Origin of the sequence: Ruegeria sp. HKCCD7296 (assembly GCF_013110775.1) — a bacterium.
Lineage (GTDB): Bacteria > Pseudomonadota > Alphaproteobacteria > Rhodobacterales > Rhodobacteraceae > Ruegeria.
Genome location: NZ_WVRF01000027.1, coordinates 1 through 21,754 on the forward strand (window position 1 = coordinate 1; position 21,754 = coordinate 21,754).

21 protein-coding genes and 1 tRNA gene are annotated in these 21,754 nt (G+C 55.4%); 12 read left to right on the forward strand and 10 right to left on the reverse strand.

Features of this window, described 5'->3' with window-relative positions; translation table 11 throughout:
- The first annotated feature begins 431 nt into the window (after window positions 1–431).
- The 3 genes from GS632_RS21395 to GS632_RS21405 are packed head-to-tail and all read left to right on the forward strand — an operon-like array spanning window position 432 to window position 2,950.
- Complete coding sequence (locus tag GS632_RS21395) at window positions 432–1,181, forward strand: allophanate hydrolase subunit 1 (RefSeq protein WP_171179416.1); 750 nt, start codon at window positions 432–434, stop codon at window positions 1,179–1,181.
- Window positions 1,178–2,176, forward strand: coding sequence for a biotin-dependent carboxyltransferase family protein (locus GS632_RS21400; protein ID WP_171179414.1), 999 nt, complete (start codon window positions 1,178–1,180; stop codon window positions 2,174–2,176). Before GS632_RS21395 ends, GS632_RS21400 begins: the two co-directional genes overlap by 4 nt.
- A 12-nt stretch (window positions 2,177–2,188) precedes the next feature.
- A complete protein-coding gene (locus GS632_RS21405; protein WP_171179412.1) occupies window positions 2,189–2,950 on the forward strand; it encodes a LamB/YcsF family protein in 762 nt (253 codons plus the stop codon).
- Window positions 2,951–3,039: 89 nt separating this feature from the next.
- Here GS632_RS21405 and GS632_RS21410 read toward each other — a convergent pair whose 3' ends face one another.
- Together GS632_RS21410 and GS632_RS21415 are read right to left on the reverse strand one after the other, a co-directional pair.
- Window positions 3,040–4,407: a D-alanyl-D-alanine carboxypeptidase family protein gene (locus GS632_RS21410; RefSeq protein ID WP_171179459.1), complete on the reverse strand. Its 1,368-nt coding sequence runs from the start codon at window positions 4,405–4,407 to the stop codon at window positions 3,040–3,042.
- A gap of 299 nt (window positions 4,408–4,706) precedes the next feature.
- Window positions 4,707–5,408, reverse strand: a complete 702-nt coding sequence (locus tag GS632_RS21415; RefSeq protein ID WP_171179410.1) for an HAD family hydrolase — start codon at window positions 5,406–5,408, stop codon at window positions 4,707–4,709.
- Between the two features lie 93 nt (window positions 5,409–5,501).
- Between GS632_RS21415 and clpS the strand changes: the two genes are divergently transcribed.
- From clpS to hemF, 4 genes are read left to right on the forward strand one after another with little or no spacing between them, the layout of a single operon-like run.
- Window positions 5,502–5,843, forward strand: a complete 342-nt coding sequence (clpS, locus tag GS632_RS21420) for an ATP-dependent Clp protease adapter ClpS (protein WP_171179408.1) — start codon at window positions 5,502–5,504, stop codon at window positions 5,841–5,843.
- A 47-nt stretch (window positions 5,844–5,890) separates the two neighbouring features.
- Window positions 5,891–6,856, forward strand: coding sequence for a class I SAM-dependent methyltransferase (locus GS632_RS21425; protein ID WP_171239130.1), 966 nt, complete (start codon window positions 5,891–5,893; stop codon window positions 6,854–6,856).
- A gap of 36 nt (window positions 6,857–6,892) precedes the next feature.
- The gene (locus tag GS632_RS21430; RefSeq protein WP_171234850.1) at window positions 6,893–7,693 is read left to right on the forward strand and encodes an SDR family NAD(P)-dependent oxidoreductase; all 801 of its coding nucleotides are present in this window, start codon (window positions 6,893–6,895) and stop codon (window positions 7,691–7,693) included.
- Window positions 7,694–7,698: 5 nt separating this feature from the next.
- Window positions 7,699–8,583, forward strand: coding sequence for an oxygen-dependent coproporphyrinogen oxidase (gene hemF / locus GS632_RS21435; RefSeq protein ID WP_171179401.1), 885 nt, complete (start codon window positions 7,699–7,701; stop codon window positions 8,581–8,583).
- 3 nt (window positions 8,584–8,586) lie between these two features.
- Here hemF and GS632_RS21440 read toward each other — a convergent pair whose 3' ends face one another.
- Complete coding sequence (locus GS632_RS21440) at window positions 8,587–8,994, reverse strand: hypothetical protein (protein ID WP_171179399.1); 408 nt, start codon at window positions 8,992–8,994, stop codon at window positions 8,587–8,589.
- Between the two features lie 185 nt (window positions 8,995–9,179).
- Between GS632_RS21440 and GS632_RS21445 the strand changes: the two genes are divergently transcribed.
- Together GS632_RS21445 and GS632_RS21450 are read left to right on the forward strand one after the other, a co-directional pair.
- Complete coding sequence (locus tag GS632_RS21445) at window positions 9,180–9,692, forward strand: toxin-activating lysine-acyltransferase (protein ID WP_171179397.1); 513 nt, start codon at window positions 9,180–9,182, stop codon at window positions 9,690–9,692.
- A complete protein-coding gene (locus GS632_RS21450) occupies window positions 9,693–10,619 on the forward strand; it encodes a Hint domain-containing protein (protein ID WP_348540169.1) in 927 nt (308 codons plus the stop codon). It begins immediately after the preceding gene.
- Between the two features lie 2 nt (window positions 10,620–10,621).
- Here GS632_RS21450 and modC read toward each other — a convergent pair whose 3' ends face one another.
- The 3 genes from modC to modA are packed head-to-tail and all read right to left on the reverse strand — an operon-like array spanning window position 10,622 to window position 13,196.
- Window positions 10,622–11,722 carry a molybdenum ABC transporter ATP-binding protein gene (gene modC, locus GS632_RS21455; RefSeq protein ID WP_171179396.1) on the reverse strand — a complete coding sequence of 367 codons (1,101 nt, stop codon included), beginning with the start codon at window positions 11,720–11,722 and terminating at the stop codon, window positions 10,622–10,624.
- The gene (gene modB / locus GS632_RS21460; RefSeq protein WP_171179394.1) at window positions 11,719–12,411 is read right to left on the reverse strand and encodes a molybdate ABC transporter permease subunit; all 693 of its coding nucleotides are present in this window, start codon (window positions 12,409–12,411) and stop codon (window positions 11,719–11,721) included. Before modB ends, modC begins: the two co-directional genes overlap by 4 nt.
- Before the next feature lie 5 nt (window positions 12,412–12,416).
- Window positions 12,417–13,196 carry a molybdate ABC transporter substrate-binding protein gene (modA, locus tag GS632_RS21465; RefSeq protein ID WP_245223345.1) on the reverse strand — a complete coding sequence of 260 codons (780 nt, stop codon included), beginning with the start codon at window positions 13,194–13,196 and terminating at the stop codon, window positions 12,417–12,419.
- 307 nt (window positions 13,197–13,503) lie between these two features.
- Here modA and GS632_RS21470 point away from each other — a divergent pair.
- The 3 genes from GS632_RS21470 to GS632_RS21480 all read left to right on the forward strand — a co-directional run bounded on the left by GS632_RS21470 (window position 13,504) and on the right by GS632_RS21480 (window position 16,756).
- Window positions 13,504–13,579: transfer RNA gene (locus GS632_RS21470), tRNA-Val, on the forward strand.
- 130 nt (window positions 13,580–13,709) lie between these two features.
- Window positions 13,710–14,717 carry a site-specific integrase gene (locus GS632_RS21475; RefSeq protein ID WP_171722445.1) on the forward strand — a complete coding sequence of 336 codons (1,008 nt, stop codon included), beginning with the start codon at window positions 13,710–13,712 and terminating at the stop codon, window positions 14,715–14,717.
- A gap of 527 nt (window positions 14,718–15,244) precedes the next feature.
- Window positions 15,245–16,756, forward strand: a complete 1,512-nt coding sequence (locus GS632_RS21480; protein ID WP_171722446.1) for a hypothetical protein — start codon at window positions 15,245–15,247, stop codon at window positions 16,754–16,756.
- Between the two features lie 790 nt (window positions 16,757–17,546).
- On the opposite strand, the gene GS632_RS21485 is transcribed toward GS632_RS21480, so the two are convergent.
- The 4 genes from GS632_RS21485 to GS632_RS21500 all read right to left on the reverse strand — a co-directional run bounded on the left by GS632_RS21485 (window position 17,547) and on the right by GS632_RS21500 (window position 21,611).
- Entirely contained in the window at window positions 17,547–18,338 is a 792-nt protein-coding gene (locus GS632_RS21485) for a DUF3299 domain-containing protein (RefSeq protein ID WP_171722447.1), read from the reverse strand.
- Between the two features lie 144 nt (window positions 18,339–18,482).
- The gene (locus tag GS632_RS21490; protein ID WP_171722448.1) at window positions 18,483–19,310 is read right to left on the reverse strand and encodes a hypothetical protein; all 828 of its coding nucleotides are present in this window, start codon (window positions 19,308–19,310) and stop codon (window positions 18,483–18,485) included.
- Between the two features lie 68 nt (window positions 19,311–19,378).
- Window positions 19,379–19,804: a putative quinol monooxygenase gene (locus GS632_RS21495; protein ID WP_171722449.1), complete on the reverse strand. Its 426-nt coding sequence runs from the start codon at window positions 19,802–19,804 to the stop codon at window positions 19,379–19,381.
- A 64-nt stretch (window positions 19,805–19,868) separates the two neighbouring features.
- Window positions 19,869–21,611: an amidohydrolase gene (locus tag GS632_RS21500; RefSeq protein ID WP_171722450.1), complete on the reverse strand. Its 1,743-nt coding sequence runs from the start codon at window positions 21,609–21,611 to the stop codon at window positions 19,869–19,871.
- Between the last annotated feature and the right edge of the window lie 143 nt (window positions 21,612–21,754).

Consider the following 21,754-nt stretch of genomic DNA (forward strand, 5'->3'; position numbering starts at 1 on the left):
CTAAGGTTTACTCCCAAAACCCGCAACCCAAAAAAACAAAAAATCAAAAGTTTTTTGAGTCACGCCTTAAAATTATTTAAATTCAAATACTTAAAGCAATCAACATACCGCTAAATCAGAGCTGAAAAGCTATACACGTTAACAAACCCTTTCTTCGAAAGTCTCGGCCAAACCACACCGCCACTACATCTAGAGCGCCAACAGAGCGCAGGCACAAGTCGGAGCGACTCGAGCCCACGATCCGACTCGAGGATTTCACCAAATCCCGAGCCAACTGACGAGTGAGAATCGAAGAACAGCCAAACTAACCCTGATCTTTTGACCTTACCCAAACCTCGTTCGTCTACCGCCAAACCCCTCAAGACCTGTCTTGCACATCTCCTTTGGATGGGGTCTGGTTCCCGTACTTTGTTGTCACACGCAGGATCAGTATGGCCCGTCACGTTCAGTTTCCTTTGGTCAGAACCGTTGGGTTTGACGGAGCGCTCGTCACATTTGCGGATATCATGTCAGAGAAGGCAAATTGTGCAGCGCTGGCATTCCGGTCCGAAGTAGACGGTCTGCAATGGGATGAAGTCACAGAGTCTTCGGCGTCTTTGGGCTCGACCTTTGTGCGTTTCGACACACAGCTCATTTCTCATCAGCAAATGCTTGAAAGACTCCAGTATCTTCTGGACCAAAAGGACTGGTACAACACACCCCTTCCAACAGGTCGCAAGCTGTGGCGCGTTCCAACAGTCTACGGAACCGATCTGGCGCCACAGCTGGACGACGCTGCCGCTGCCGCTGGCTTAACGCCGGAAGAGGCAATACGACGCCTTGGACAGTCGCGGGTGAGGGTTTTGACCATAGGGTTTGCGCCCGGACAGCCCTACCTTGGGCCACTGGGGCCCGAGTTCAATATTCCCCGACTGCAAAACCTGACCCCGATGGTGCCAGAGGGCGCGTTGGTTCTGGCGATCTCGCAATTCGTCTTGTTTTCCGGCCCAACACCAACCGGATGGCGGCATGTCGGACAAACCGCCTTTAGATGCTTTCGCCCGGAGAGGTCCGATACATTCCCGTTGAGCCCCGGTGACGAATTGCTGTTCACGCCAGTATCCCGTGAAAAGTTGGAGCATATCCGCGCCACCAATACAGACGGTACCGGTGGTGCCATCTGTGAGGAGATCGCACCATGAGTCTGATCGTCCATCGGATCGGCCCTTCATGTACAATCCAGGATCAGGGGCGTACCGGGTATCTGGACCAGGGTTTGTCGCGTTCTGGTGCCGCCGATATATTGGCCTTGCATGAAGGGGCTGCTTTACTGGGGCAGAGCCCGAACCTCGCAGCGCTCGAAATGGCCGGAATGGGCGGTGAGTTTGAGGTCACGCAAGACGTGCGCATTGCACTAACCGGTGCGCGGATGCAAACCAGCATCGACGGCAGCCCAGTGACCTGGAATGCGTCACATCAATTGACTGCCGGGCAACGAATGAACATTGGGGCAGCTGTACAGGGTAACTATGGCTATCTTCATCTGGGCGGCGGAATAGAGTCCGATGTTTTTCTGGGTTCGCGCTCGGCACATTTGACGGCGCGGATCGGTCGTGCGTTAGAACAAGGCGACAGGCTGACATGCGGACCAGATGCAGGCCAGACCGGGTTGAAACTAACGCCTGATGAACGGTTCGCGGGCGGAGAACTGCGTGTGGTGGCAAGCTTTCAGACCACACTGTTTGATCGCTCGACATTGGATCGCTTTGCCGCGACCACTTTCCGGCGCGGAACGCGCGCCAACCGGATGGGGATGCAAGTGGATAGCGACGGAGACGGGTTTGCGGCATCCGGTCAGCTGAACATTTTGTCCGAGGTGATCACCCCCGGCGATATTCAAATGACCGGCACAGGGGATCCGTTCATCCTGTTGCCGGAGTGCCAGACCACCGGGGGTTATCCTCGTATTGCAACCGTTTTGCCCTGCGATATGCCGCGCGCTGCACAAACGCCTGCCGGTGGTAAAATCCTTTTCAGATTTGTCAGCATGGACGAGGCAAGCGCGTTGCACACTGCCTTCCTGTCAGAACTTGCGCGCCTGCCCTCACGGGTCGAACCTCTGATCCGTGACCCGCACGACATTCAGGACCTGTTGTCCTACCAATTGATCGGCGGAGTGATCTCTGCCACCGACTAAGGAGAATTGCCGATGCCCAGCGTCGATCTGAATGCCGATATGGGGGAGAGTTTTGGCCCCTGGAAGATGGGCGATGACGAAAGCCTGTTGAAAATCATCACCTCCGCCAACATCGCCTGTGGTTTTCATGCAGGCGACCCGGATGTGATGGCGGCGACAATGCAACTTGCGACCGACAACAATGTGGGCATAGGTGCGCATCCCGGCTTTCCCGATCTGCAGGGCTTTGGCCGTAGGAACATGAAAGTGCCCCATAATGCGTTGCGCAATTTGGTGCGGTATCAGTTGGGCGCAGCAATGGGCATGGCCAAGGCGGTCGGCACCAAAGTTCGGCACCTCAAGCTGCACGGCGCGCTGGCCAATATGTGCTCGGTCGATATTGATATGGCGCGGGCCTGCTATCAGGGCGCTTTGGATGTGGACCCCGACATTATTGTCATGGTGCTTGCTGTGACAAAACAGGAAGATGCCGTGCGCGAGCTTGGGTGTAAATGGGTGGGCGAGATCTTTGCCGACCGCGCCTACAACGACGATGGCACCTTGGTGGACCGCAGCCTGCCCGGTGCCGTGATCCACGACGCTGATGTGGCTGGTCCACGCATTCTGAACATGGTCCGCGAAGGCGCTATCATCACTGAAAGCGGTAAGAGGCTAGAGACCTCCATCGACACGATTTGTCTGCATGGGGACGGACCAACTGCGGTTCAGATCGCCCGTTCCGTGAGGGAAAGCCTGATCGGCGGCGGCGTCGAGGTGACGAAGTTCGTCCGATAACCCTACACGCCTTTAATACTGCGCTGTCATGAAAAAAGGGCTGTGGAAAACCACAGCCCAGACCCAACAGGAGAGTATTTTGCCGAACCTTATGATGGTCCGATCATGAAACAGGTCACATTGCGGGCCTGTAACCGGCGGCACGCCAGATCGGCCTGCTCGCGGGTCATGCCTTGAAAAGTTGCATCGAAGCCGCGCGAGCTTTGGTTCACCTTGCGCAGCGTGCCCTCTAGCGTCGTCATTTCTGACAAAGCGGTTTTCAGCAGCACCTTCTCGGCCTCATATCGTGTGGTGTAACGCCCCACATTGACGCCCCACAGATGCCCGCCAGACGAAGAAAGTCGGGTGACCACCTCCTGCTCGGGCTCGGGCTGTTTGGCCGTTTCGGTCGACGCCAGTACCAGACCGGTCGGGCGCTGTGTCGGGCGGGTGCCCGGTGTTTGTTCAGACGTATTGGTCGGTGCGATATCCGCTTGGGCGATGGCAGCCGCAATGCCATTTGTGATCCGGTCGCGGTTCTGATCCGCAGTCGCCGCAACGGCACTTGCAACCTGCGTTGTCGCGCTTGGACGTACAACTGGGCGCAGACTTGTTTTGGGCGGTCCGCTTACACCCGCGACCTGTACGCCCAGTCCGGCATTTCCAGCATAAGCCGGGCGCGCCGGCTTGCGGATAGGCGCTCGCGATGGGGCGCGGCGGAAACCCAAATCCAACAGCTCGGCAACTTTGGCATTGCGCGATGCGCCCGACTTTCCGCCAAAGACGGTTGCGATGATCCGTTCATTTTTGCGCTTGGCCGACGCCACCAGGTTGAACCCCGCAGCGCGTGTATACCCGGTTTTGATTCCATCTGCCCCTTTGTACGCGGCCAACAGGCGACGGTTGGTATTCGGTACAGTCTTGATCCCTGCATGTGTCGATTGACGCGAGAACAGGTTATAATACTGCGGATAATCGTACAGCAGATGCCGTCCCAGCGTGGTCATGTCGCGCGCGGTGGACAAATGCCCCGACTCGGTCAGACCATGCGCGTTCTTGAAAGTCGTACGGCTCATGCCCATGGCCTTGGCAGTGCGTGTCATACGGCGCGCAAACGCGGCTTCGGACCCGCTGATGGCGATGCCGATAGCGGTTGCCGCGTCATTGGCTGATTTCACCGCTGCCGCGCGGATCAGATACCGGAAAGCAATCGTCTGCCCCGTTCGTAGACCCAACTTGGAAGGCGGCTCGGCCGCAGCCTTCTTGGTGATCCGTACAGGCGTATCCAGTGTAATCTCGCCATTTCGCACCGCTTCAAACGCGATGTACAGCGTCATCATCTTGGTCAGCGATGCCGGATGCAACCGCGTGTCAGCATTGCGCGAATGCAAAACCTCTCCGGTACGAGCGTCAATTACCATTGCCGCATAAGGTGCCGCGATGGATTTGAGTGGCGCAAACGCCAGCACACATAGCATCGCTATAAGGAATAAGCCCGTTCGGGCCGGAACTGTCCGCCGAATCTGCACGATCTTTGCCTCTGTCTGCCTCGCGCCGCCGGGTTTTCCCGGTCAGCAAAATTATTTTGATACCGACTAAGCTAACACAGAGGGGCCATGAAATAAACTGAAAGCTGCGCATTTCGCGGTTTCGTCATGCGCCCGCACAAGGCTATATGTTGATGACGTTCCAGCCCTGGCCCACCAGATGCGCGATTGTGGCAATGCTTTGCCGCCGCGCGGCTCGAAATTTGCAGAACTGCGGCCAATAGGCAACATTACCTCAGGCTGCTCACCAGATCAGCCAGATCACCCAAATCGCGCAGCTCGCGGAATCGGGGGCTTTCAACCGGGGCTTCGGCGTACTCAACCTCCCACACCAGACCGTGGGGCACGTAAACGCCCCAGCATCCGGCCTGAATCGGAGCCACCACATCCGAGCGCATGGAATTGCCAACCATCATTGCAGACGCCGGACCATCCCCGTGGGATTCAAAAATCGTCCGATAGGTATCCGAAGTCTTTTCCGAGACGATCTCGACCCCGTCGAACAAATCGCCCAGCCCTGACTGGGCCAATTTCCGTTCCTGATCGATTAGATCGCCCTTGGTGATGAGAATGACGCGATAAGCGTCAGTCACGTTCTCGACCGCTTCGCGCGCATGAGGCAGCAGCTCGATCGGATGCGCCAGCATCTCTTGCCCGGCTTCGATCAATTGCCGAATGACCGAGGCCGGAACACGGTCTTCTGTCACCTCGATGGCGGTTTCGATCATCGACAGAACAAACCCCTTTATCCCATATCCATAATGCCTGATGTTGCGTTTTTCGGCGGCCAGAAGACGCTCCATCAGGTGATCGCGGTCGGTGTGATCAGCCAGCAATTCGGCAAAATGGGCCTGTGTCAGCTGAAAAAACCGTTCGTTGTGCCAAAGGGTATCATCCGCATCAAACCCGATTGTGGTCAGTTTCTTCGTCATCTGATTTACGTTCGCTTGCTCTTTTCACCGGCTATCCCCACGTTATATAAGCGCCAAGATAAACCCCAAGCCTGAATCGGACAGTTGCACACGATGCTGGAAAAGACCTGGATGATGTCTGAGACCCCGGACGACGACGGTGACGCGTCTGTCCTGCTTCAGACGCGCCCAAAAACCAAGCGTCCGCCCTTGTATAAGGTGCTGTTGCTGAACGACGATTACACGCCAATGGAGTTTGTCGTGCACGTGCTAGAGCGTTTCTTTGGTATGACCCACGCTCAGGCGTTTGAAATCATGCTGACCGTTCACAAAAAGGGCGTGGCCGTTGTCGGCGTCTTCAGCCACGAGATTGCTGAGACCAAAGTTGGCCAGGTGATGGACTTTGCCCGCAGGCACCAACACCCGCTGCAATGCACCATGGAACGCGAAGAATAAGGCATCTCGCCTGACGCACCCTTCTCTTTTTTTTGCCGGAATTGCCCATGTCCCCACGTCTGGAACTTGCTTTGCAAAACGGCCTGTCGCTGTCGCAGCCTTTGACGGTGATTTGCCCGGTGCCAGAGCATGACCTTTCGACGCTTCCCCCCGGTGCGCAGGTGGTGCAACCGTTCAAACCCTTTCACGACTGTTTTGCCGCGCAAGGTTTTGACACAGTGCCCGAAGCAAAAAACCCCTGTCAGGATGCCATCGTGTTTTTGCCACGTGCCAAGGCGCTGGCGCGCGCGATGATCCAGCGGGCGTGTTCACGGGCTGCTGGGGTTGTCGTGGTCGATGGGGCCAAGACCGATGGGGTGGACAGCATATTGAAAGATGTGCGCAAGCGGATTGCTGTCGAAGGCCCCCTGTCCAAAGCACACGGCAAAATTTTCTGGTTTCAGGCCAACGCAGCTGCTTTTGAGGATTGGGCCGCGCCCGCCACACAGAAGGTCGGTGATTTTCAAACCGCGCCAGGCGTGTTTTCGGCAGATGGAGTCGATCCGGCTTCGGCCATGTTGTCAAATGTCTTGCCTGCCAAACTTGGCGCACGCGTCGCCGACCTTGGTGCAGGTTGGGGATATTTGTCAGCAGAGATCCTCAAACGTGACGACGTCAAGTCATTGCACCTGGTCGAGGCAGATCATGCCGCTCTGACCTGCGCGCGCAGAAACATCTTGGATTCAAGAGCACAGTTCTATTGGGCAGATGCAGTCAAATGGACCGCACCCGAGCCCATCGACACCGTCGTCATGAACCCCCCGTTTCACACCTCGCGCAGCGCGGACCCCGCGCTGGGTCAGGGATTTATCGTCGCTGCCGCACGCAATCTGACCCGCAACGGAACTCTGTGGATGGTCGCCAATCGCCACCTTCCCTACGAAACCACGCTGAACGAACATTTCGCTCAGGTCACTGAAATTGCCGGAGACAACCGGTTCAAGGTGCTTCAGGCCTCTCGCCCTCGGCGCTAAGGCTCGCTAACCTGCCCCCAATTCAGGAGGATTCGGATGTCCTTTTCCATCGCTGGCAAGACAGCAATCGTAACGGGCGGTGCCAACGGCATCGGTCTGGCTATTGGACGCCATTTCGCTGATGCAGGGGCAAATGTCATGTTCGCCGACATGGACGAAAAGCGTCTGATCGATGAGTTAGGCGGTCAGGCCGAGGACGGCAATATCCGCTATTTCGCGGGCGATTTGCGCGAAAAGCTGACCATAGCAAACCTGCTTTCTGCCACACTGGACGCTTTTGATCAGGTGGATATTCTGATCAACGGCGCGCGGCAGGTGATCCCATCTGATCCTCTTGACCCAGATGACGACTCGGTGCGTACTCTGCTGAACCAGAACCTGATGCCCGCCCTGCGGCTAAGCCAATTGGTTTCCAAGCGCATGATCAAACAGGCGGACGGGGATGAAGAAAACCCCGCCGGGTCGATCATCAACTTGTCTTCTATCGCAGCCCGCCGGACGCATCCCGACCTGATGGCCTATTCCGTGTCGACCGCGGCGCTGGATCAGATGACCCGATCCCTTGCAGTCGCGCTTGCTCCGAACCGTATTCGGGTCAATTCGATCGCACTGGGCTCGGTCATGAGCGCTTCGTTACAATCGACACTCAAGGAAAACCGGGACTTCCGGGACGATATTGAAAAGCACACGCCGCTGGCCCGTATCGCTTCGGCGACAGAGCTGACCGAAACCGCGCAGTTTCTGGCGTCCGACGCAGCCGGTTTCATCACAGGTCAGATCCTGACAATCGACGGCGGGCGTACATTGCTTGACCCCGTAGCTGCCCCAGCCCACTAAGACACATGTTCGATACAGAAAAATCCACTGCCTCCGCCTGGTTCCGACAACTGCGCGACGATATTGTCTCTGCGTTCGAAGCCCTTGAAGACAGCCACGACACTGGACCGTTTTCCGATGCAAAACCCGGTCGGTTCGAGGTCAAAGAAACCGAGCGCCAATCTGAGGATGGTTCGGATGCAGGTGGCGGGCTGATGTCTGTGATGCATGGCGGTCGCGTGTTCGAGAAAGTTGGCGTCAATGTCTCGACCGTCTTCGGCACATTGGGTGAACGCGCACAGCACGCGATGGCGGCGCGCAAAGGTATCCCCGGCATGACCGAGGATCCCCGCTTCTGGGCTTCGGGGATCAGTCTCGTGGCCCATATGCAAAATCCCCATGTCCCTGCGGTGCACATGAACACACGCATGTTCTGGACGCCGCACGCCTGGTGGTTTGGTGGGGGCTCGGACCTGAACCCCTGTATCGAATATGACGAAGACACACGCCATTTCCACTCCACCCAAAAAGCTCATCTGGACCCGCACGGCGTCGCACACTATCCGCGCCTGAAAGACTGGGCGGACGAGTATTTCTATATTCCTCATCGCAAGCGTGCACGAGGCGTGGGTGGGATTTTCATGGATGACTACTGCACCGGGGAATGGCAGGCCGATTTTGCCCTGACCCAGGATATCGGTCGTGCATTCCTGCCCGCCTTCTTGCCATTGGTTGAAAAGCGTCGCTTGCAGGGTTTCACAGACGCGGACAAGAACACCCAACTCGTGCATCGCGGTCTGTATGCGGAATACAACCTGGTCTACGACCGCGGCACAAAATTTGGGCTGGAAACCGGGCATGACCCGGATGCGGTTCTGATGAGCCTGCCGCCGATGGCGAAATGGGTCTGACGCTCAGAACGTGTCCATGATGAAGTTGTCGTAACAGTAGTTCTGTGCCGACGATGCCGACATGTTGGCACCGACCTTTCGAACCGTTATTGAGTATCCCGGCTTGGTATCCGCGCCGGGTGGCGGTGTCAGAGAAAACTGAACTGTCCGGACACCGGGTTCATAAGCACGATAAATATAGATCCGTTGATTGTTCGGCACGCCCAAAGTTCGGATCGCATAGTCGCCGATACCGCACCAGTAATTCACGGGCGCTGACGAGCCTACAGCCTTGACCTCATAAACCCCATCCGGCAGCGCCGTGATCTCTGTGCGAAATTGAGGGCGGACATACAGGCCAAAACCGACAGCCTCGGCAATTGCAGGTGCCAACACCAGAGCAGTTGAGGCAAAAACCTTAAGAAAACGCATAATCCAGCATCCCGTAAAAATGCTCCCTTCTCATTAACATAGCCAGGTCAGCGCCCGAGTAAAGCGCTGCACCCTCGAGATGAGGACGGCGTGGGCGCGGTTAAGAAATTCTTCTACCCATATCGCTGGAAAAGGGTACACTGTGATTAAGGTTTTGGTTCACATTGCAAAGTTGGCCTGTCCCGTTGAGCAAGAGCTTCCCCAAAGACTGGTTTGATTTTCCGCCCGAGAAATATGCCGATCTGGGCGCGATGTTCTATCTTGCCGGGCTGACGAAGACTCATCAAAAACGCAATCTGGCACAGGTTCTCTATGCATTCGAAACTCCATTTCGCCTGGGCCAGTACCATATCTTCCGGCAAGACGGTTTTCCCCGTGGCTTTGTTACCTTTGCCGGGCTCAGCCCCGAGGCCGAGTACCGCTATGCGGTACAGGAAAAACCACTGAAGGATACCGATTTTACCAGTGGTCCTTCCTTCTGGATCGTCGATCTGGTGGCCCCGTTTGGACAAACAAGCCAGATTGTTGATATCCTTAAACAAGAGATCCCACATCCACGTGTGCGAACAAACCGGATGGACAGCGACATGACACGCAACCGGATCGTCGAATGGACGCGGGATCAGGCGGGCGAGGTCCATATGCGCCTGTATCGGAAACGAGAATTTGAACAGGTGTTGCAGCAAGGCGAAGGTTAAGTGGTCTCGGTAACAATCACAGGCGAATTGACCGGAAACGTGACCGGATCCCCGCCGAATGTGGCGATGGGACAGCCGACGCTGGACAATGGCACATTCACACCAACGACCCAGACCTGGACGATTGCAACACCCCCCGCCAACGGTACTGCCTCGATTGATCCAAACACTGGCGAGTGGACCTATGCGGTCGACCCGACCTTTTTTGACAGCTTGGACAACGGCGAAGTCGTTTTCGATACCTTCTTCATCAGCGTTACTGGCACCACACAAGTGGGGCCCTTTACCCTGCCGTTTTCCAACAACCCGGACCCGGTTGCAGTCACGATCAGGATCGAAGGTGTGTGCTTTGCAGCCGGGACTTTGATCGAGACCGAAGACGGTCCAAAGGTCATCGAAACGCTGGACGTAGGTCACAAGGTTGCTACCGCGGATCACGGGCTGCAACCCATTCGCTGGATCGAAAGCAGTGTGATACCTCGCGAACGATTATGCGCCGAGCCTGCGATGCGGCCTGTGCGCATTTCAGCAGGAAGTCTGGGGTCGAACTCACCCCGTCGGGATCTTCTGGTTTCGCAACAGCACCGCATTCTGGTGAAGGGCCCGAAAGTGGAACTGCTGTTCGGTGCCGCCGAGGCGCTGGTGGCTGCAAAGCATCTATGCGACTGGCCGGGTATTTATGTGGATACCTCGGTAGAGGCGATTGAGTACCTGCATATATTGTTGGATCGTCATGAAATTCTGAATGCAGAAGGGCTGCAAGCTGAAAGCCTGTTTCTGGGGGAAGAAGCGCTTTACACGCTGTCTTCCGACGCGCTTCGGGAACTGGCTGCAATCTTTCCAGACCGGCCAGCTTCGGGTCACACCGGGTTTGGCCGCGCCGCGCGTTTGATACTGCGCGAACATGAGGCGCGCGCGCTTACCTGAGATTACTGGCCCGGCGCGATACGCCCGCCGACATCCTGAGGAGCCAGGGCAACCGTCTTAATAATCGCGTGACATGGGCTGCCCACCTGCAAGTTTAATGCCGCCACTGATCGACGTGTGACGCGCGCCAGAACACTACCTGCAGGGGTCGTGACGGACACAATTGCGCCAGGCCCCTCGCCCGATCGGATCGAGGCCACCGTACCGCTGAGCACGTTCAGTGCAGACAATCCCTCGGGCTTTTGGTTTGACAAGATCACCTCTTGCGCCGGGATGCGGATGCGCAATTGCGCCCCTACGTCATGCGCAATGCGTGGCAGGAACAATCTTGCGCCGTTGGCATTCAACTCTGTCAGCCCGTCAGTGTGATGCTGCACGACCTGAACTTCCAAAACGGCCCCAACTGCGCGAACCCCGGCCGGGGCAACCGAAGGATCGGCTAAAACCTCGGAAGCGGGCCCATGGCGCACGGCTTTTCCGTCTTGAAGTGCAACAACCGAGGTCGCCAGACGCGCGACCTCGGCCGCCGAGTGGGTTACATAGAGAATAGGAACAGATACCTCATCCCTGAGACGTTCGAAATACGGCAGAATCTCTGCTTTCCGCGCCTCGTCCAACGCGGCCAGAGGTTCATCTGCAAGGATCAGACGCGGGCTCGCCAGCAGCGCACGCCCAATGGCCACGCGTTGTTTTTCGCCCCCTGACAACCCGGCTGGTCGGCGATCCAGCAGGTGGCCAATGCCCAGCATTTCGATGACCTTTTCGGGGTCTTCCCGCTGCGCCCTTTTGGGGGCAAACCAGCGACCGTAGGCCAGATTTTGGCGTACGGTCAGATGAGGGAATAGCCGCCCTTCCTGAAAGATATACCCTAACCGCCGCCGGTGTGGCGGCAGCCATTGCCCGTGACCCGTGTCGAAAAGAACCCAATCCTCGACCGCAACGCGACCCGCCTGAGGTCGCAGCAGCCCGGCCACCGCATTGACGATGGTCGTCTTGCCCGACCCGGACCGCCCGAACAAGACAGTCACTCCGGGCGGTGCGTCAAAGCTGACATCCAGATCCAGATCCGACAAATGATGATGCACCCGAACGGAAAGACTCATGATCCGGCCACCCGTGCGGCAGCGCGCCGTCCTACGTATTCTGACAAAAGAAGGGCGCTCATCGCGATAACGATTGAGATAAGGACCAACCGCGTTGCAGCCGACTCGCCGCCCGGAACCTGCAAGAATGCATAGACTGCTGACGGAAGCGTTTGGGTCTGGCCCGGAATGTTAGACACAAACGTGATGGTTGCACCAAATTCGCCCATTGCCTTGGCAAAAGCTAGAATGGCCCCGGCTATGACCCCAGGAAGGATCATCGGCAAAGTCACGGTCACAAAAACCATCGGGCGCGACGCCCCCAGCGTGGCCCCGGCTTGCTCTAGTTTTGGATCCACAGCCTCGATCGACAACCGTATGGCCCGGACCATTAAGGGGAATGCCATGATCCCTGCAGCCAGCGCCGCCCCGGTCCAGCGAAACGCGACAACTATCCCGAACTCTGCCAGAACACGCCCAAGAGGTCCCTGAACTCCAAAGGTCAGCAACAACAGATAGCCCGTAACAACAGGTGGCAGGATTAACGGCAAATGCACCAGACCATTTAGGACCTGCCGGCCGGGAAACCTCCAGCGGGCCAGCGCGTAGGCTACGAAAATCCCAAACGGCAACGTCGCCAGCGTCGCCCAGAACGACACGCGCAAAGACAGCTTTAACGCTTCAATTTCGGCAGGGCCCAACCAGTCCACGTGGATCACCCACCCGGCAGGGAAAACCCCTGCTCCTGAAAAACGGACAACGCCGCAGCGCTGCGCAGATGGTCCAAAAAGGCTTGTGCTCCACCCTGTGCAGATGATGTGACGGCCGCAGGATATATTATCTCAGGATGCAGGTCGTCGGGAATGGTCGCCAAAACACTGACCCGCGTTTCCACCTGTGCGTCTGATCGATACACAATACCCAAGGGTGCAGCCCCTGCCGCCACAAGTGCCAAAGCAGCGCGCACGTTGTCGGTCTGCGCAACATGGTCCTGTAATGCGTCCCATTGGTTCAGGCCTTGCAACGCGGCTTTGCCGTAGATACCTGCTGGCACGGCATCAACCAAGGCCATCGCCAAAAATCCGCCGTTCAATTCGGCCTTTAGGTCGTGACCAGGTTGGATCTCTCCCCAACTTGCTCGGCCTGTCGCACCAATCACAACCAGCCCATTGCCCAGCAAATCCACCCGCGAATTTGCCCGGATCAAATCGTCCTGCTCCAATATGTCCATCCAATCAGGATTCGCCGAGATGAACACGTCGGCAGGCGCGCCCTGCTGAATTTGGCGCGCTAGCACCGACGAGGCCGCGTAAGAGACCGTGACACGGTGCCCCGTTTCCGTTTCATAGCTTGCAGCAATCTCATCCAGCGCTGTCTTCAGACTCGCCGCTGCAAAAACCAAAACACCCTCGGCCCCGGCTCGGACCGGTGCCAACGCCAAAACACCTAAGACCAGTGCCACCATCCAGAAACGGCGGGTGAAGGTTAAGGTCATGTACACTCCCGACCGGAAAATTGCAGTCCCTTCGGGAATATCGGAGGGCGCAGGCCCCGCGCAAGCGCATTTGAGAAATTACCGAGATCGATGCCGCTGCGTTGCAGAAAGTCCAAAAGGGTCAAGGCGTCCATTGGACATGACCATCATCACGCCGCACATATCCGGATATGCGACGGAACGGGATTAAACCGTGTTCAGATATCCAGACGGGCAAGGCAACACGGGTTGGCCAAAGAATAGAATTCAAGAAAATCACTCAGACCCTCTTGCACCCGCCCGCAGGCTTGGCTACATGCAGCGTCACGGGTGATTAGCTCAGTTGGTAGAGCGCTTCGTTTACACCGAAGATGTCGGGAGTTCGAGTCTCTCATCACCCACCATCCTTTCCCTGCAATGTATCAAGGTCTTACGCGACCAGCACCTTTTGCTGTACTGCGCATGAAACTGTGTCCGCTGCGCCTCCGCTGCACTTACACGGAAAAGATGTCTCCAACACAGGAGATATGGGTCATGGCAACAATCGTAAAACGGCCAAGCGGGAAGTGGCAAGCGACTGTGCGGAAGGATGGGCAATCCCGATCTATGTCCTTTCATAAGCGTGCTGATGCGACGAAGTGGGCTCGTGAAACGGAGTTGAGCGCCGACAGGGGATTGCTAACCCCAGCCCTCTGTGTGGGCGCATCCGAGATGACACTTGGCGAAGTGCTGCGAAAGTACCGAGATGACGTCACGAGTGAGAAACGGTGCGCGGACAATGAAAGCTATGCAATTAACGGGTTCCTGCGGAAATGCTCCCAGCTAGCCAACAAGAAAGTCAACAAGCTACGATCCGCTGACTTTGTCCACTATCGTGACCAGCGCATTAAATCCATGAAGGCAGCGACTGTGGTGAGGGAGCTGGGTTGGTTGCAGCACGCCCTTGATGTCGCCTGTGATGATTGGGGGCAGAACCTACCACAGGGGAACCCGGTCAAACCTGTCCGGCGACCAAAGATAGACAACCGCCGCGAGAGACGACTGCAGGAGGGAGAATGGCAGGCTTTGTTGAATGCCGTGAACCAATCTCGGTCTCCGCTAATGAAGCCGCTTCTAACACTGGCTTTGGCGACCGGGATGCGTCGCGGAGAATTGTTGTCGATGCAATGGCGGCATGTAGACCTTGAACGTCGGACGGTATTCTTGCCCCAAACAAAAAACGGTCGTGCCCGAACTGTTCCACTCAGCCCAAATGCAGTCGCTGTATTGATGGACCTGCCACGCGCTGACGACCGTTGTTTGCCCCTGTCTGGTAACTCTGTGCGATTGGCCTTCGAACGTCTCAGGCAAAGAGCGGGTGTGATTGACCTGACATTTCATGACCTTCGACACGAGGCGGTGTCCCGTTTCGTGGAAAGCGGGTTGTCGTTAGCACAGGTCCAAATGATCAGTGGGCACAGGGATTTGCGGATGTTGATGCGTTATACCCACCTACAGACCGATGACATCGTGGCAAAGCTGGCCGCCGTAGGACTTGATTAGATCGCCTTGATACAACGCAGGGTGGTCGCAGTCTCCAAATGCGCCAGCTTGGACCACCCTAACCCCTATCTAGCGACAAATGTGCCCTTATGCCTTTTGGCTGTCCTTCTGTCCTTCGCACATTTGGCAAGGGCTCGAGCCCGTCCTCTCATGCACATACAGGCGTTAGCCCTCCCTCTTGTGAACGTACAGGCGTCACCCGCCTCTCAGTTGAGCAAAACCCCTCCGTCATGTGAGCAAACAGGTTTCGCTTTCTTATTGTTGATCGGGTCGCGCTATGGGCATGGGCTTTTCTCGCTCCAATGCGAGTGGAGCAAGTGCTCCATAAGTGCATATAGATAAACACAAAATCACGCCGACCTGTAAGCAAAGGTACTGAAAAAAGGGCTATTGATCCCTCTAGTTTAGCCATTGCGTGTTCACCGGGATTTTCTCCCAAGCGCCCCAATGGGGCAATTCCATTTGCTCGGCATCCACCAGAGCGCATTCCCCAAACTGGTCCAATGGGCCGCACACAGGAGGCTTACATGCCCCATATCACTATTGCCGATAAACCCTGTGGCTATGGCAAATCCACAGAGATCAACCGCAGCTTCAAAAAGTCGGAAAAGTATATCGCCGTTGTCCCGTACCTAAGTGAGGTGGAACGGTTCATCAAAGGTGCCCGCACAGGTTCCGATTTCATCCTCACACAGCCTATTTGCAATGGCGGTAGCAAAAGCGATCACTGCGAGAAGTTGATCCGAGCGGGTAAGTCAATTGCTTGTACTCACGCACTTTTCTACCGACTTGGAACTTTAGCAACCCAGAATACCGGCGTTGCGAGATGTACTGAGTTCGACAGCGACGGCAAACCAACCATCGAAGTCGATCACTTACTTAGTGGATACAACCTCATCATCGACGAGGTCGTAAACCCCTTCGAGGTGGACCAGACAGTCCGAAAGGTTGACTTTGACACAGCTTACCTAGGCCTTGGCATGGCAAAAGAGGAGCCTGACGGACGAATTGTTCCAACGGAAATGTGGGATGAACTATACCGCAAAGGGAACAAGACATTTGACCGATCCCTCTATGACAAAGCCAAGTCGGGTGCACTGTATCGCATAAGCGAGAAGCTGTTCGTCCTCGCCATTCCCAAAGAACTCTTGCTCAAGCCCAAGTCCGTGACGATTTACACGTACCTTTCGGAAGGATCGGTGCTGCTGCAGTACCTGCAAAAACTGCAGAAAGAGCATCCCGGCTCCTTCACTTTGGATGTGCAGCGTCTGGATAAAGAAGTCGAGGCAGCGTGGCGAGAAGATGTTGCTAACGCGTTGACGGTATTACCCATACCGGAACTAAAGAACCAAAAGTGGACACATTGCGCTCAGCTAAAGACGATCAAAACGCACCCGCAGTGCTCCTCGATTGGTCACAAGCTACGCAAGTTCAAGGCAAGAGAACTGTATGGCGTAGACCCCAAAACGGTCATGCTGACGTGTGCACGCCGCCTGTGGCAAGACGCTGAGACCGGACAAAAGCCAAAGGCAGGTAGGCTCTCAAGGCATACGCGTATGTTCGGGCGCGCCTTGAAAGAAGAGGTGTACAACAAGGACACAGAGGTCTTTGATGCAGTGTGGACCACAGACGGTGTTAGCTTCGTACCCAACACCACACGTGGGACCAATGCCCATATAGGGTGCACCACAGCGGTGTACCTATATGACCAAAACCCCAATCCACAACTGCTCACGTTCCTTGGCATGAAACGCGACAGCAACGAAGCTCAAAGGTTCTCTGACGCCTATGCGTTGACCGAACTGGTGCAGTGGCTGTTCCGATCCGCAATACGTGTCGGAGGCCTAAACGGTACGGGGCGCGCCTACACGCCAAGGCATCGGGTAACGCTCTACATGCCATCTCAGAGAATGCGGAACCTACTGCTGAACTGGCTACTATCCGGTGAGGTTAATAGTGGAAAGGTTTGTGCCAAAGGGCATAGGCAGAATGAGTTGCTTTCCCGGTTGGAGGGTCGTCAGGTGGCGGCAGCAGCATAATGCCGTTTGACATAGCATCGGAACAGACGTTCCTCACTCTTAAGGAGGCCGCCCTGCGCGGCCTTTCTCGTTTCTGGACGGGTCGTCCGTGCAAGTTTGGGCACTTGGCTGAGCGCTACGTCAGCAATCGCCAGTGCGTTCAGTGCAATGCGGAGAAAACAGTAGAGCGGGATCGGAAGTGTCGCGCAGCCGATCCATCATACCGTATGTTCAGGTCGGTACTAAACCGGTCGGGACAAGTGCTTATGGGACGGGCGAGACCATCCAATTCTCTCGGCTGTTCCAAGGACACATTATCGCGGTACATAGAGGCTCGGTTCTCAGACGGCATGACATGGGATCGGTATGGTCAATGGGAGGTGGACCACATCACCCCTCTCTCGGCTGCCCAGTCACTGGAGCACCTCATCAAACTTTGCCACTATAGCAACCTTCAACCTCTTTGGAAGCGGGACAACCTAGCAAAGGGCGGGGCGTAAGCCTCGCCCGTGCTGGCTAGCATCTGTCTTCTTTGGATAAGGTGGGTCCCAAAGTGGTTCAGGCAGCACAGATACAAATAGCGAGTTTTCAGCCAAAAAGCCAAAGCGGACCTTTGCTGAGTTTAAGCCGAACTTCCGTTCCGCGGACAAAGTTGCCGCTCCTAACTCTGAAGGCAATGGTTGCACTCATCTCAAAAAGGAGCCTTCTTTACGCCGTTTAGCGTGTCCCAACCGCATTGTCATTCACAGAGGTAAAACGTCTGAAGCGCGACTTAACCTCTCGGTTTTTTGGCGAATGAGCTACTCCGAGATCAATAGGTGAATGCTTCAACAATATGCGCGTTGAGTTTATAAATGGATTCCACGTTTGTAGCGCCGTCGTAGAATGTAACATCGCTGATTTTGCGTTCTTCTGACAGTTCACCTTCGATCCAAAATGCGTCGAAAATCGATTTGAACTCGACGCCCGTAGGGTAATCAACATGAATGATCTGGTTCGGTGGCGGCGAAGGTGTATGAACGCAAGATCCTGCAACCGGGACAAACAAGAATTCAGTTACAACTCCTCCATCGATTGTCAGTGGTACTATGTATCCAGGTATCCTGATCGTCGTACCCAGTTTTTCTAAGTTTGGACCGCGCCCGACTGAGTTGTTTTGCGCAATGATTTTTCGGCGCTCCAGAATTAGCTTTTCTACGTCGACATCATTAGCGGACAGAACACCATTGGCCGCCTTATATTCATTAATTAGATCCGGATCAGTGCGCTCACTGGTACTGGATGTTCGCCAACGAACTTGCGTTCTCATAGCGTTCAACAACGGATCTGGCAGCGATTCAAATGGCGTTTCCAGAGACTTTAGCGCTGGCTTCAAATCACTCCAGCTTACCGCAACATGTTCCTGAACAGATTCATCTAGCGCTGTGGAGCTTTCGCCAATGGCCAAATCAAGTAAGCGGTCAGACATGTTAAAACGCTTCGCCCCTGAAGGAGACGTTTGGGCAGCAGGGTCTTGCGGCCCCTGGGCAACTTCTGCCTGAACAGCTTGAATGTGTGCGAACGCAAAAACAGTAATTATCAGAGCGATCAGGTTGCTTTTCATTTCATAGCCCCAGTTGTTCCTCATAGTCGCGACGGAGCAAAGTTACCGGCCAAGTTCTACTATACATGGGATCGTTCACTCTCGCGTGATTGCTGTTCCCAGCCACTGAAAGCAGTCTCTTGAATCATGCTTCCAAAGCGCCCATCAAAAAAAGAACGACAAACCCAGTTTAAGTTGCCTGTCCGGCCCGCCGTCAGGTTTGCGCTCTAGAGTGTAGTATCCCACACTGACATCCATAGCGGTGCCTTTTTCCTCATTGATGATCGACGTTTTGCCAGCGGTCAAACCCAATGGAATTGCCCATGCTTCATCATTGCTGGCGGAATTCCAGTTGTACGAAACGACGTTGTTGTACCCAACGTACCAACCCTCTCCCAAACCATAGTTCAAAATAGGTTGAAGGATGGTCACGTTGAAATCGTTCTCACCCCACATATGGGCAATGACACCACCCCACGACAGGTCACCGGTTTGCCCAAACATGACAAAGGCAGGGCCAGCGCCCCAACCTGCGCCTTGCAAGGCGTCATTCGTGTGCGTTGGCAGGGAAACTTGCAGGCCGTAGCCCAGTGCGATTCCGCTTTCTCCCGGCGTAGGTGAATAAAATGCCTGAACAGTTGAATCGCCGATGCCCCAGGTCAGATCATCTTCTTCCGAGGGGTCGACAATTCCAGGCGGCAACACGGCTCCGGGTTGGACACCTTGAATCGGCACAATTCCCCGAAGCACCAATGTGGCGTCAGTCAGTGGGACTGAATAGACGGGCTGTAGCTGAAAATTGTAGCTGTCATCGTCATTCGTCCCGGTCCTGAATGCGATTGTGTTATCGGTGATTAGCGCTTTTGTATCCGCAAGCGGATTCGCGGCCTTCCGCGCTGCCTGACAAGCCGCGTCACAAGCTTGAGCGTCATTGGCTTGAACACTCATCAGCCCAGCGAAGCAGACAGCACAAGTGCAAAGTCGGCCTTTCATCATTTGCTCCAGAGTTCCGCTTAGATTTTTCTCTAGATTTTCTCTGAACCTTCTTTGCCATCGCGCATTCATTTGGATGGCCCTTGCGCTGCAGCGGCAATAGGTTGGCCAATCTCTGCCCCAATGCTCCGGAACAGTTCCTGATGGTCATCCGTAAGCTGCGATAGGGTGACAATCTTCTCGAACTGCGCCAACTCAACCAACTGTGGAATGAAGGGCTCGATCAATGCTTCGTGCCGGGCGTGGGCAGCCGCATCCACATAACGTTCGTAGCCGTATACAGTCTCGCCGACCCGGGCGAACTCGTAAATCAAAAGACCGTCATCGGTGGCAGATGCCTCAACCATGTCTCTGGCCAAAGCATCAAAAGCCTGTGCGTTTCCAGCCGGAACGTTCAGTATCGCAATGAATGCGACTTCCTCCGCATGCGCATAAGCCGCCGCAAAAAGGGATGTCGCTATCAAAGCGGCTTTACAACAGATCAGTCGTTTCAATTCTGGCTTCCTTCCTGAAACGGCGAGGGGTTTTGTGCGCCCCCAGCCGAAACGGCCTCTGAAGTCAAATACCGTCACGATGCGTGAACCGCCCGTCCATTAACGTGCCCAACACCTTGATGTTCGAGATTTCGCGCGGTTCGACTGCAGTAATGTCCTGATCCAGAACGACAAGGTCGGCATATTTGCCCACTTCGATGGACCCTATCTTGTCCTCCATTGCTTGCTGCGCGGCAGGATAGATCGTGACCGCTTTCAGCGACTCTTCCAATGAGGCCGGTTTGCGTGACAACGGGAACGGCTTGCTGTCCGGATTCAGTGGGTCCTGCAAAGTCATCGCGATCTCAACATTGAGTAGCGGACCGATCAGGTCAATCGGCGCGGATGGCACATCCGAAGAAATCGACACGTTGTGCCCCAATGCCATTAGCGAGGAATAGCGTGCAAATATCGCTTCGACCTTTGCACGCCCCAACAGGTCCAACGCGTTTACGTCCTGTGCTTCCCAATCAACGTGGAAAAGCGGGGTCGTGTTCACCATGATTTCGTTTTCGATAACAGTCTCATGGTCCTGATCAGATACCCAGAAATAGTGGTGCAAAAGGTTGTTCGGAACGTCATAGCCAGCTCCGCGCGCGGTCATGATCGCGTCCACCGTGTTGCGCACTGTTTGTGATCCATCGACGTGAGTGCCTACCGGAAGCCCGTTCTGATTGGCATGCAGATAGACCGAGGTTATCATGGGTCCTTCAATGGCAGCCGCACCACGCGTCGCAGACCCGTCTGCGTAGTCGTCCAGCATCCAGGCGGTTTTCGAACTCCAGTTCCCTTCCGGGTGGATCTTGATTCCCCAAATGCGCAGCATGTCGCTGTCGTATTGCTCTCGTAATTCGAGTGTGTGTTCCACGATTTCGTCAGCAGTGGCGGTCGGGTCCTTGAATCCCGTCGCAACAAAAGTGCGGATCGTTAGCTCACCGTTCTTCTCAAGTTCGTGTAGGTGAGCCAGTGCGAGTTTTTCGTCATCTTTCACAAGAGACAGATCGGTAACTGTCGGCATAGCCATCAGAGGCACGTGTACCGCTGTGATTCCGGTTTTAACGGCCTGATCGTACAGATTTTTCTGGATGTCAGGAATTTCACCTGCTGGATCCCAAGCGCCTGCATTTCGAAATGCCGCAGCCCACTGGAACTCAATGCCGATTCCTGTTTGGTTGCCTTCCGCGTCACGCTGCCAGAACATAACACCAGGCACCTGATCCTCTTCGTCAGGGCTGACTTGACCTGCTTCAAAAGCTTTGGAGTTCATCCAAATATCGTGGATTGTGAAGTCGAGGATAAAGGCCGGACGGTCAGAAACGACCGAATCCAAATCTTCTTTTGTGGGCCACCCGCCATAAGCCACCTGATTGAACCCATATCCAAGGATCAATTCCTCGTCAGGGTTTGCATCGGCATATTCCTTGACTGCGGCCAATGCCTCTTCAAGTGTTTCAATTCCAAACAGACTGACACCGCGCGAAGTCCAACCCGATGCAACGATGTGATCGTGACCTGACACAAACCCAGGCAAAAGGGTATCCCCTCCCAAATCCAGAACCTCGGTGTTATCTCCGATCAGCGCCTCTGCCCCCGCAACATCGCCAACATAGCTTATCTGGTTCCCAGTGACCGCAACGGCCTGCGCCGTCGGCGCATCGTCATTCATGGTAAGGACGGAAGCATTGGTAAAGACCAGATCGGCGGCCTGCGCGTACAGAGCAGTTGACGATACCAATAGCGCAGCAATGGAAAGTGTTAGCTTCTTCATGAGGCACTCCGAGGACATTGACAGGTTTTCTGTGTTCGAGATCGATAGTGTAACCTGAGATTAGGACTGGCTATCCGAATCGTGCAAACTATTATGATTAATTGAATTGCAATTTGCTGCTGCCAGAGCCGGTCGCAGTAAGG

Coding starts and splice junctions, on each gene's coding strand:
- GS632_RS21395 (WP_171179416.1), top strand. CDS start 432: ATGGCCCGTCACGTTCAGTTTCCTTTGGTCAGAACCGTTGGGTTTGAC.
- GS632_RS21400 (WP_171179414.1), top strand. CDS start 1,178: ATGAGTCTGATCGTCCATCGGATCGGCCCTTCATGTACAATCCAGGAT.
- GS632_RS21405 (WP_171179412.1), top strand. CDS start 2,189: ATGCCCAGCGTCGATCTGAATGCCGATATGGGGGAGAGTTTTGGCCCC.
- GS632_RS21410 (WP_171179459.1), bottom strand. CDS start 4,407: ATGCTATGTGTGCTGGCGTTTGCGCCACTCAAATCCATCGCGGCACCT.
- GS632_RS21415 (WP_171179410.1), bottom strand. CDS start 5,408: ATGACGAAGAAACTGACCACAATCGGGTTTGATGCGGATGATACCCTT.
- clpS (WP_171179408.1), top strand. CDS start 5,502: ATGCTGGAAAAGACCTGGATGATGTCTGAGACCCCGGACGACGACGGT.
- GS632_RS21425 (WP_171239130.1), top strand. CDS start 5,891: ATGTCCCCACGTCTGGAACTTGCTTTGCAAAACGGCCTGTCGCTGTCG.
- GS632_RS21430 (WP_171234850.1), top strand. CDS start 6,893: ATGTCCTTTTCCATCGCTGGCAAGACAGCAATCGTAACGGGCGGTGCC.
- hemF (WP_171179401.1), top strand. CDS start 7,699: ATGTTCGATACAGAAAAATCCACTGCCTCCGCCTGGTTCCGACAACTG.
- GS632_RS21440 (WP_171179399.1), bottom strand. CDS start 8,994: ATGCGTTTTCTTAAGGTTTTTGCCTCAACTGCTCTGGTGTTGGCACCT.
- modC (WP_171179396.1), bottom strand. CDS start 11,722: ATGAGTCTTTCCGTTCGGGTGCATCATCATTTGTCGGATCTGGATCTG.
- modA (WP_245223345.1), bottom strand. CDS start 13,196: ATGACCTTAACCTTCACCCGCCGTTTCTGGATGGTGGCACTGGTCTTA.
- GS632_RS21475 (WP_171722445.1), top strand. CDS start 13,710: ATGGCAACAATCGTAAAACGGCCAAGCGGGAAGTGGCAAGCGACTGTG.
- GS632_RS21480 (WP_171722446.1), top strand. CDS start 15,245: ATGCCCCATATCACTATTGCCGATAAACCCTGTGGCTATGGCAAATCC.
- GS632_RS21485 (WP_171722447.1), bottom strand. CDS start 18,338: ATGAAAAGCAACCTGATCGCTCTGATAATTACTGTTTTTGCGTTCGCA.
- GS632_RS21490 (WP_171722448.1), bottom strand. CDS start 19,310: ATGAAAGGCCGACTTTGCACTTGTGCTGTCTGCTTCGCTGGGCTGATG.
- GS632_RS21500 (WP_171722450.1), bottom strand. CDS start 21,611: ATGAAGAAGCTAACACTTTCCATTGCTGCGCTATTGGTATCGTCAACT.